This is a genomic window from Actinoallomurus acaciae (assembly GCF_042429965.1).
GTDB classification, from domain to species: Bacteria; Actinomycetota; Actinomycetes; order Streptosporangiales; family Streptosporangiaceae; genus Actinoallomurus; species Actinoallomurus acaciae.
The window spans coordinates 1-9,615 of the sequence record NZ_JBHLZP010000349.1 but is presented as its reverse complement, the minus strand read 5'-3'; the positions used below and the strand labels follow the sequence as shown (position 1 = coordinate 9,615).

The window sequence follows — 9,615 nt, the reverse complement described above, 5'->3', positions numbered from 1 at the left end:
TCGACGGCCGGATGATCGGGATGCGCTACCCGACCGAGGTCAACCTCGTCGGCGACGCGGCCGAGACCCTGCGCGCGCTCGTGCCGATGCTCGAACGCAAGAGGAAGCGCTCCTGGCGCGAGACGGTCGAGGAGAACGTCGCGCGCTCGTGGTCGGTGATCGAGAGGCAGGCCCACGTCGAGGCCGACCCGGACCCGATGCTGCTGTTCTGGGAGCTGAACCCGCGCCTGCCCGACGACACGATCGTGACCGCCGACTCCGGCTCGGCGGCGAACTGGTACGCCCGCGACCTGAGGTTCCGGGCCGGCATGCGCGGATCGCTCTCGGGCACGCTCGCGACCATGGGCTGCGGCGTGCCGTACGCCATCGGCGCGAAGTTCGCCCACCCGGACCGCCCGGTCATCGCCTTCGTCGGCGACGGCGCGATGCAGATGAACGGCATGAACGAGCTGATCACCATCAGGCGCTACATGTCCGAGTGGAGCGACCCGCGGCTGATCGTGGCGGTGCTCCACAACAACGACCTGAACCAGGTCACCTGGGAGCTGCGCGCGATGGAGGGCGCGCCGAAGTTCGTGGAGTCCCAGGCGCTGCCCGAGATGTCGTATGCCGGGTTCGCCCGGGCGATCGGGCTGGAGGGCCTCGAGGTCGAGAAGCCGGACGCCATCGGCCCCGCGTGGGACCGGGCCCTGGCCGCCGACGTGCCCGTCGTCACGTCCGCTGCGACCCCGACATCCCGCCGATCCCGCCGCACGCGGACTTCGAGCAGCTGAAGGACGCCGCCGAGGCGATCGTCAAGGGCGACCCGGACGCCTATGGCGTCGTGCGGAAGGGCCTCCGGACCAAGGCACAGGAGATCTTCGCCCGCAAGAGCTGACGCCTCGGGCGGATAGGCCCGGACCAGGAGGAATCCGTCGGCGCCGAGCAGCTGTGTCCGTACGGGTGTGGATCGCGCTACCGCGCGCCGCGTACGTCCCAGTCGTTCGGGCCGATGCGCGTGCCCTGGTCGCCGGTCTCGACCATCTCGAGTGCGGTCAGGCGGTCGACCGCGGCGCGTACGGTGCCCTCCTCCAGGCCCGTCGTGGCGGCGAGCCCGTCGACGCCGATGGGGCCGCGCAGGGTCGCGATCGCCTCATAGACGATCAGCTCGTCGCTGCTGAGGACCTGCGGCTCGCGCTTCGGCGCGGCCGGGGCGTTCTGCCGTTCGTGTGGTGTCCGGTCGCTCATCGGAGCCTCCTCTCGTCGTGCCGGTCGGCTCGATGAGAGGACGGGATGCCCGGTCCGCCGGGGCGCCAAACCTCCCGGTCCGCCGGGGTGTCGAACTCCCCCGGTCCGGACGGCTCAGCTCGCACACCCGTACCGGCGCGCCCACGCGACCAGACCGTGCCACTGCATGGCCGAGGGCGATGGGGTAGAGATTCAGGGAAGGCCGAGTCAGGACATAAGCGGTATCAGGGGAGAGCGCCGGGTCGCTGGGGCCCGGCCGCGGGATGGGGGAGGAGTGGCGACGTTTGCCCGTTGGGACCCGCGATGACGGCCGTCCGGCTTCGGACGCGGTCACCGGGCGGCGCTGGCAGGCGCTGGCGGTCTGCCTCGTCGCCGCGTTCATGACCCTGCTGGACGTCAGCATCGTCAACGTCGCGCTGCCGTCCATCCGCTCGGGCCTGCACGCCTCGTCGGACGGGCTGCAGTGGATCCTGAGCGGGTACGCGCTGGCGTTCGGGCTGGTGCTCATCCCGGCCGGCCGGCTCGGCGACGCCCGCAGCCGCCGTGCCGTCTTCATGGCCGGGCTGACGCTGTTCACCCTGTCCAGCGCCGGCGCCGGGATCGCGCCGACCACCGAGTGGCTGATCGTGGCGCGACTGGTCCAGGGAGCCGCCGCCGGCATCGTCAATCCGCAGATCGCCGGGCTGATCCAGATCCTGTTCCGCGGGCAGGAGCGGGGCCGCGCGTTCGGCGCGCTCGGCGCCACGATCGGCGTCGCGACCGCCGCCGGCCCGCTCATCGGCGGGGCGCTGATCTCCCTCGCCGGGGCGCAGGAGGGCTGGCGCTGGGTGTTCTATGTCAACATCCCGGTCGGGTTCGTCGCCCTTCCGCTCGCCTGGCGCCTGCTGCCGCCGCCGGGCGAGGGTCGCCGCCGCGAGAGCCTGGACCCGGTCGGCGTGGTGCTCCTGGGCGCCGGAGTGGTCGGCCTGCTCCTGCCGTTCGTCCAGGAGCAGCAGTGGCACGGGAGCGCCAAGTGGCTGCTCGTCCCCGCCGCCGCGCTGATCCTGCTCGGGTTCCTGGGGTGGGAGCGGCGGCACCGGCAGCCGCTGGTGAACCTGTCCCTGTTCCGCCGCCGGTCGTACGCTCTGGGCTCGACGATCGCCCTGCTCTACTTCGCCGGGTTCACCTCGATCTTCTTCATCTTCACGCTCTACCTGCAGAACGGCCTGCACTACAGCGCCCTGCTCGCCGGCCTGTCGATCACCCCGTTCGCGCTGGGCTCGGCCGCGGGGGCCATGATCGGCGGCCGGATGGTCGCCCGCCTCGGCCGCCCCCTGGTCGCAATGGGGCTCGCCCTGGTCGCCCTGGCGCTGATCGCGACCTTCCTGACCGTACGGGCGGTGCCCGGATCGCACGCGGCGCTGGCCACCGCCCTGCCGCTGCTGGTGGGCGGCTTCGGCAGCGGCCTGGTGATCTCCCCGAACCAGGCCATCACGCTGTCGGAGGTGCCGCCGGCGGGCGGCGGGAGCGCCGCGGGCGTCCTGCAGACGGGCCAGCGCATCGGTACGGCGATCGGCATCGCCGGGGTCGGTGCGGTCTTCTTCGCGGCCGTCACCGCCTCCCACGGCGACTGGGCGACGGCGTTCCGCCGGGGGCTGCTGGTGGTGACGGTGTTCGTGCTGATCGCGCTGGGCGCGGCCGTCACGGACCTGGTCGCCGGCCGCCGGCTCCGGCCCGGCCGGTAACCCCCGTAGTGATGCCACCCCCTCGCGTGCGGGCCGTGAATCGGGTTGGATGGCAGGCCATGAAGGTAGTAGGCGTTCGGAGGTTCGGCGGGCCGGAGGCACTCGAGGTCGTCGAGGTGGACGAGCCTCATCCCGGGCCGGGAGAGATCCGCGTCCGCGTGCACGCGGCGGCGGTGAACCCGACCGACACTCTCTTCCGCGCCGGCGTGACGAGCGCCGAGGCGCTGCGCGACCGGCCACCCCCGTACGTCCCCGGTATGGACGTGGCGGGCGTGGTCGACGAGGTGGGTGAGGGCGCCCGCCAGTCCACCGGCGACCACGTCATGGCGATCACACTGCCCCGCAGCAGGCTGGGCGGCGGGTACGCCGAGCACGTCGTCGTGCCGTCCGATTCGGCCACGGCGATGCCGCTCGGCACGACGTACGCCGAGGCGTGCACCCTGCCGATGAACGGCATGACCGCGCAGCTCACCCTCGACCGTCTCGCGCTCGGCCCCGGCCGTACGCTGGCGGTCACCGGGGCCGCCGGGGCGTACGGCGGATACGTCGTGCAACTCGCCAAGGCGCGCGGGCTGCGGGTCGTGGCGGACGCGTCGCCCGAGGACGAGCCGCTCGTCCGCCGGCTCGGTGCCGACGTGGTCGTGGCACGCGGTCCGGAGGTCTCCCTGCGCATCCGGCAGGCGCTGCCGGACGGCGTGGACGCGGTCGCCGACGGCGTGGTCATCGGCGCTCCCCTGCTCGCGGCCGTGCGGGACGGCGGCGCGATCGCCGCGGTGCGCGGCTTCGGCGCCGAGACCGAGCGCGGCATCGTCGTCCATGAGATCTGGGTCAGTGAGTACGCCCGCGAGTGGGACAAGCTGGACGAGCTGCGCCGCCTCGCCGACACCGGCGCCGTCACGTTGCGCGTCGCCCAGACGTATCCGCCGGAGCGGGCGGCCGACGCTCACCGCCGCCTGGAGGCGGGCGGTGTCCGCGGCCGGTTGGTGATCATGTTCCGGCCGTGACCTCGGCGGTGTGCGCGCGGCGTACGCGGGGCAGCAGGAGCGCGGGCACCAGGGCGAGCGCGCTGAAGCCGATCGCCCACCAGAAGGTGTGCGCGTACGCCGTGTCCCGCGGGTGCGCGGTGAGCTGCCACTGCAGGATCACCGCGAGCAGTGCGGCGCCGAACGACCCGCCGACCTGCTGCAGGATCCGCGTGGCGCTGCCGGCGTGCGGGATGTCGGCGGGATCCAGTCCCTGGTACGCCGCGGCCATGACGGCGATGTTCGCCCCGCTCATCCCGGCGCCGCGTACGACGAGGGAGGCGGCGAGCAGCCACTCGGGCCCGCCTCGGGCGAAGGCCAGCGTGCCGAGCGCGGTGAGCACGGTGCCGATGAGGACGAACGGCCGCGGGCCGACGCGGTCGATGAGCGTGCCGAGCGGACCGCGCGTGAGCAGGCTGCCCAGGCCCTGCGGCGCGAGCAGCAGCCCGGCGGCGATGACGCCCTGGCCGCGGACCTGCTGGTAGTACAGCGGCAGCAACAGCATCGCCCCGAACAGCGACAGGCCCGACAGGAACAGCAGGGCCGACGACGCGGCGAAGGACCGTACGCGGAACAGGCGCAGGTCCACGGCCGGTTCGGTGTCCGTGCGCAGGGCGTGCACGACGAAGGCCGCGAGCATCAACGCCCCCGCCGCCAGCGGGAACAGCACCGCCGCGTGCCCGAAGCCGCCGTGCGAGCCCACCTGCGACAGCCCGTAGATGATCGCGGCGAGCCCGGGTGACAGCAGGGTCAGCCCGAGCAGGTCGATGCGCCGCCCGCCGCGCGGCGCGTCGGCGGGCAGGCCGCGCCAGGCCAGGATCAGCGCGACGGCGCAGATCGGGACGTTGACGTAGAAGATCCACCGCCAGCTCGCGTTGCCCACGATCAGCCCGCCGATCACCGGGCCGAGGATCGGGCCGATCAGCGCCGGGATGGTGATCGTGGCCATGAGCCGTCCCAGGGACCGCCCGCCCGCGGCGCGCAGCAGCAACGTCTGCATGATCGGCAGCATCAGCCCGCCGCCGACGCCCTGCAGCGCCCGGAAGGCGATGAGGCTGCCGGCGTTCCAGGCCACGCCGCACAGCATCGACCCGGCCAGGAACAGCACCAGCGAGATCAGCCACATCCGCTTGGCCCCGAACCGTCCGGTCAGCCAGCCGGTCGCCGGGATCGCCATCGCGAGTGCCAGCAGGTACGCGGTGACCACCCACTGGACCGCCGCCAGCGACGTGTGCAGGTCGCGGCCCAGCGTGTCGATCGCGACATTGACGATCGTGCTGTCCAGCAGCGGCGCCAGCGCACCGACGACCAGGATCATCGCGAGCTTGAGCAGCGCCGGGTCGAGCCGCTCCGCCCGTGCCGTGTCCGCCACGGTCCCCACCTCCACGCAAATAAGAGACGTTCTGTCTCTAATGCGAAGGAGTGTAGAGTGGCAGAGTTAGGAGACGCAAGGTCTCTTATTGGAGGGTGCGGTGAACGACGACGCCCCGGCCATGCGACGCCGGCGCGGCCCCGAGCTGGAGGCGGCGATCCTGTGCGCCGCCTGGGAGGAGCTCGGCGCGGTCGGCTACATGAACCTCACGATGGAGGGCGTCGCCGACCGCGCGCGTACCGGCAAGCAGGTGCTCTACCGCCGCTGGCGCAACCGGGCCGAGCTCGTGCTGGCCGCCATGCGGTTCCACGTCGTGTCGATCGCCGACGACGTTCCCGACACCGGAGAGCTGCGCGGCGACGTCCTCGCCGTGCTCGAACGGATGGCGCACCGCTACCACGACGTGGGCCCGGACGTCGTACACGGCCTGATGTCCGAGGCGCGCGACATCGCCCCCGAGCACTTCGCGATCATGATCGGCGTGATGGAGACCATCCTGAAGCGCGCCGCCGACCGGGGTGAGATCCGCTCCGGGGCGGTCGGCCGGCGGATCACCACCATCCCGGTCGACCTCCTCCGGCACGAGATGCTGCTGAACTCCGCCCCGGTTCCGGCGTCCACGCTCGTCGAGATCGTCGACGAGGTCTTCCTCCCGCTGGTCCGTGCGCGATCCGGCTGAGTCCCTCAGTCCCCGTGCGGGTCGGCGGCGTTGAGCGTCTCGACGACCTGGTCGTAGTCGCCGCGCGCCTCGCCGTAGCGGAGGAACTTCACCCGCTCGACCTGGATCTCCTTCGCGTCGGGCCGGGTTTCGAGCAGCGCCACGACCTCCGTCACGAACTCCTCCAGCGGCATCGCGAACTCACTGTCCTCCTGCCCGGGCAGCAGCGAGGTGCGGACCGCGGGCGGTTCGAGCTCCACGACCTTCACGGTCGTGTCGGCGAGCTGGAGCCGGATCGACTCGCTGAGCATGTGGATCGCGGCCTTCGAGGCGTTGTAGCTCGGCGTGACCTTGAGCGGCGTGAACGCCAGGCCCGAGGAGACCGTGACGATCGTTGCGTCGGGCCGGCTCCGCAGGTGCTCGACGAACGCGGCGATGAGCCGGATCGGGCCGAGCACGTTGGTGGTGACGACGGACTCGGCGGAGGCGAGGAACGTCTCGGGCCGGTGCCAGTCCTCGATCCTCATGATCCCGGCCATCGCGACGAGGACGTTGAGGTCGGGGTGCTCGGCCAGTACACGCTTCGCGGCGGACTCGATGCTCGCGGCGTCCGTCGTGTCGATCTGGACGGTGTCGATGCCGGGGTGCTCGGCGGCGATCCGTTCGAGCAGCTCGGCCCGGCGGCCGCCGACGATGACGGTGTTGCCCTTGGCCTGCAACGCGAGGGCGAGGGCCAGGCCGATGCCGCTGGTGGAACCGGGGATGAAGATGGTGTTTCCGGAGATGTCCATGCCCTGAGCCTCACCGCCCGGCCGGCCCGGCGGCAGAGATCGGTCATCGGGGGATCGGCGATCCCTGGTTCACCCGCGGTACCGGCCGATAATGGGTCATATGGATCGCACAGCACTGGCGGACTTCCTGCGCCGCCGCCGTGAGGCGTTGCAGCCGGAGGACGTCGGGCTGCCCGAGGGCGCACGCCGCCGGGCCCCGGGCCTGCGGCGCGAGGAGGTCGCGGCCCTCGCCGTGATGTCGACCGACTACTACACGCGACTCGAACAGCGACGCGGTCCGCAGCCGAGCGAGCAGATGCTCGCGTCGCTCGCCCGCGCGCTCCGCCTGACCGGCGGCGAGCGCGACTACCTGTTCGAGATCGCGGGACACGGCACTCCGACGTCGGTGTCGGCCGCGACGCATGTCGCCCCGGCCCTGATGCGGGTGCTGGACCGCCTGGACGACACCCCGGCGCTGATCCTGTCCAACCTGGGCGAGACGCTCGTGCAGAACCGTATGGCCGACGCCCTGTTCGGCGACAGGTCGGGCTACACGGGCCTCGCCCGCAGCGAGATCTACCGCTGGTTCACCGACCCCTCCGAGCGGCTGCGCTACCCCGAGGACGACCGCGACCGGCAGAGCCGCGCCCTGGTCGCGAACCTGCGCGCCGCCTACGCCCCGATGGGCCCGCGGTCACGGGCCGGTGAGCTCGTACGGGCGCTGCGGAGGGCGAGCACGGAGTTCGCCGAACTGTGGGACCGGCACGAGGTCGCGAAGCGCTTCGAGGACCACAAGACGCTCATCCACCCCGAGCTCGGCCCGATCGAACTGGACTGCCAGGTGCTGTTCACCGAGGACCAGTCGCAGGCGCTCCTCGTGCTCACCGCGCCCCGGCGGTCGGAGGGATACGAGAAGCTGCGACTGCTCGCGGTGCTGGGCCAGGACCGGTTCGCCGAGACGCACCCCTAAGGCGTGTTTCGAAGTCCCGCCGTCCGGGAGACTCGCCGTCCGGGAGACTCGCCGTCCGGGAGACTCGCCGTCCGGGAGACTCCCCGCCCTCCCGGGGGCGCCGACCCCACTTCCATTGTCAAGCCACCCCACACGCCAAAGGAAGACCGCACGCACGGCTGTGGAAAACCCACGACCAACCACTTCGAGAAAGGCACTGGTCCTCCGGGCCGGAGGTGCCACGGCGCGCACGGGCATTCGCCATTTCGCGCACTGGCCGGGAGGCCGTCCGCTCTCGTGCGATAGGTCTTCAGGGGTGAACAGCCGTTACAGGTCTTTGCGGGCACTTGCCGGTTTCGGTCTATCGGCCGCCCTGTTTGCCGCTTGCTCGGGGAACGGTTCGGCGGAAAAGCCGCAGGAGTCCGCGCTGAGCCCTCTGCCCACGAAGACGACGATCTCCGCCGCGCTCGGTACCACCCTCAAGCTGAGGTCGGGCATCGGTACCGACAAGCCGGACCCGAACCTGGGGCCGCCGGAGATCGAGGTGGCCGCCACCAGGTTCGTCGACCCGGTCAAGGCCACCGACGACCCGGTGGCGAAACCGGCTCCCGGCAACCGTCTCGTCGCGGTCCGGTTCACGTTCACCGACCGGTCGGTGAACCCCTTCAAGACGGCGCCCGACGACGCGAGCGTCGTCGACGGCCAGGGAAAGTCCTACCAGGCCAAGGTCGCGCTGAGGCTGTCCGTGAGCCCGCTGATCCCCACGGTCGACGTGCCGGCGGGTGGCACGCAGACCGGCTACATCCCCTTCGAGGTGCCCCAGGGGGTGTCGATCACCAAGGTGCACTGGGCGATGGACCTGGGCGCCGGCCAGACCGGGGAGTGGAAAGTGAGCTAGTGCCGCGTCGGCGACACCGTGCCGTCCGAACGGCGCGTCGGCTCGGGCTAGGGTCAGCGCTCATGGGAACACCGGGTATCGCGCATCGCGAGGTGCCGGAGCGTAGGCACGACACTCTGGAACGGCTCGCCACAGAGCGGGATATATGGGTCTCGACGGCTCACCCCGATCACGGTCCGCACCAGGTGCCGCTGTGGTTCTGGTGGGATGGGCGAGCGGTACGGATGTGCACCGGCGCGACCTCCGCGACGGCGCGTAACGTCCGGGAGGAGCCGCGGGTGCGCCTGGCCCTGCCGGACACCTCCGACGTGGTGCTTGTCCAGGGGGAGGCGGAGTGCTTCCCGGACCAGGACGTGCCCGACGACGCCGCGAACGGGTTCGCCGGCAAGTTCGGATGGGATCCGCGTACCGAGGACGGCCCTTTTCTCTACGTACGCGTGGAGCCGAAGACCGTACGCGCCTGGCGAGGCGAACCGGAACTGCGCGGCAGGGTCATCATGCGCGACGGGGTGTGGCTGGGGTAGCTCCCAAGGGCCCGCCGGCGCCAGCAGCGGACCACGCCGGCGGGCGGCGAGTCTCTCGCGGGCCCGACGTGACTCCGGCCCACGGCTAGGAGGCGGTGGCGTTCACCGCTTCCGCGAGGAGGTCCTCCTCCGACGCTCCCCGGCGCCAGTAGCCGGTGAACGTGACCGCGCGGCGGTCGAATCCGCGCTCGCCGACCAGGTGGCGGCGTAGCGTGCGGACGGCTCCGGCCTCACCGGCGATCCAGGCGTACGGGTCGCCGGCGGGGAGCGCGGCGTTACGGATCGCCTCCACGGCCGGTCCGGCCTGCCCGCGGACGAGCCAGTTGATCTCCGCGTCGGCCTCGGTCGGCAGCCGCCGGATGTCCGCGGCGTGCGGCACCTCGATCCACGCGCGGACGCGCGTGCCGGGCGGCAGCCAGGCCAGGATGCCCGCCATCGCGGGCAGCGCGGTCTCGTCGGCGGCGAGCAGCA

Annotated in this window: 10 protein-coding genes and 1 pseudogene; 7 read left to right on the top strand and 4 right to left on the bottom strand. The window is 72.0% G+C overall.

The features are described from left to right. A pseudogene (locus ACFFNX_RS33885) lies at nt 1-877 on the top strand (thiamine pyrophosphate-dependent enzyme); the annotation flags it as partial. A gap of 77 nt (nt 878-954) precedes the next feature. Here ACFFNX_RS33885 and ACFFNX_RS33880 read toward each other — a convergent pair. After that, the gene (locus tag ACFFNX_RS33880) at nt 955-1,227 is read right to left on the bottom strand and encodes a hypothetical protein (RefSeq protein ID WP_378209951.1); all 273 of its coding nucleotides are present in this window, start codon (nt 1,225-1,227) and stop codon (nt 955-957) included. A 284-nt stretch (nt 1,228-1,511) separates the two neighbouring features. Between ACFFNX_RS33880 and ACFFNX_RS33875 the strand changes: the two genes are divergently transcribed. Beyond that, nucleotides 1,512-2,951: an MFS transporter gene (locus ACFFNX_RS33875; protein ID WP_378209950.1), complete on the top strand. Its 1,440-nt coding sequence runs from the start codon at nt 1,512-1,514 to the stop codon at nt 2,949-2,951. Nucleotides 2,952-3,010: 59 nt separating this feature from the next. Further along, nucleotides 3,011-3,955 carry an NADP-dependent oxidoreductase gene (locus ACFFNX_RS33870; protein WP_378209949.1) on the top strand — a complete coding sequence of 315 codons (945 nt, stop codon included), beginning with the start codon at nt 3,011-3,013 and terminating at the stop codon, nt 3,953-3,955. Here ACFFNX_RS33870 and ACFFNX_RS33865 read toward each other — a convergent pair. Further along, complete coding sequence (locus tag ACFFNX_RS33865) at nt 3,939-5,345, bottom strand: DHA2 family efflux MFS transporter permease subunit (protein WP_378209948.1); 1,407 nt, start codon at nt 5,343-5,345, stop codon at nt 3,939-3,941. The genes ACFFNX_RS33870 and ACFFNX_RS33865 overlap by 17 nt on opposite strands. Nucleotides 5,346-5,445: 100 nt before the next feature. Between ACFFNX_RS33865 and ACFFNX_RS33860 the strand changes: the two genes are divergently transcribed. Beyond that, nucleotides 5,446-6,024, top strand: coding sequence for a TetR/AcrR family transcriptional regulator (locus tag ACFFNX_RS33860; RefSeq protein WP_378209947.1), 579 nt, complete (start codon nt 5,446-5,448; stop codon nt 6,022-6,024). 5 nt (nt 6,025-6,029) lie between these two features. Here ACFFNX_RS33860 and ACFFNX_RS33855 read toward each other — a convergent pair whose 3' ends face one another. Next, nucleotides 6,030-6,794: an SDR family oxidoreductase gene (locus tag ACFFNX_RS33855; RefSeq protein ID WP_378209946.1), complete on the bottom strand. Its 765-nt coding sequence runs from the start codon at nt 6,792-6,794 to the stop codon at nt 6,030-6,032. Nucleotides 6,795-6,894: 100 nt separating this feature from the next. Here ACFFNX_RS33855 and ACFFNX_RS33850 point away from each other — a divergent pair, with 100 nt between their 5' ends. The 3 genes from ACFFNX_RS33850 (at nt 6,895) to ACFFNX_RS33840 (ending at nt 9,144) form a co-directional block, all read left to right on the top strand. Next, nucleotides 6,895-7,743: a helix-turn-helix transcriptional regulator gene (locus ACFFNX_RS33850; RefSeq protein WP_378209945.1), complete on the top strand. Its 849-nt coding sequence runs from the start codon at nt 6,895-6,897 to the stop codon at nt 7,741-7,743. Nucleotides 7,744-8,038: 295 nt separating this feature from the next. Beyond that, entirely contained in the window at nt 8,039-8,620 is a 582-nt protein-coding gene (locus ACFFNX_RS33845; protein ID WP_378209944.1) for a DUF4352 domain-containing protein, read from the top strand. 62 nt (nt 8,621-8,682) lie between these two features. Next, entirely contained in the window at nt 8,683-9,144 is a 462-nt protein-coding gene (locus tag ACFFNX_RS33840; RefSeq protein WP_378209943.1) for a pyridoxamine 5'-phosphate oxidase family protein, read from the top strand. Nucleotides 9,145-9,229: 85 nt separating this feature from the next. Here the strand turns inward: ACFFNX_RS33840 and ACFFNX_RS33835 are convergent. Beyond that, the coding region (locus ACFFNX_RS33835; RefSeq protein WP_378209942.1) for a siderophore-interacting protein at nt 9,230-9,615 on the bottom strand (386 nt) is incomplete at its 5' end.

Excerpts from the sequence above, each read along its gene's own strand:
- ACFFNX_RS33850 (WP_378209945.1), top strand. The coding sequence starts at position 6,895 with ATGGATCGCACAGCACTGGCGGACTTCCTGCGCCGCCGCCGTGAGGCG.
- ACFFNX_RS33855 (WP_378209946.1), bottom strand. The coding sequence starts at position 6,794 with ATGGACATCTCCGGAAACACCATCTTCATCCCCGGTTCCACCAGCGGC.
- ACFFNX_RS33880 (WP_378209951.1), bottom strand. The coding sequence starts at position 1,227 with ATGAGCGACCGGACACCACACGAACGGCAGAACGCCCCGGCCGCGCCG.
- ACFFNX_RS33870 (WP_378209949.1), top strand. The coding sequence starts at position 3,011 with ATGAAGGTAGTAGGCGTTCGGAGGTTCGGCGGGCCGGAGGCACTCGAG.
- ACFFNX_RS33840 (WP_378209943.1), top strand. The coding sequence starts at position 8,683 with ATGGGAACACCGGGTATCGCGCATCGCGAGGTGCCGGAGCGTAGGCAC.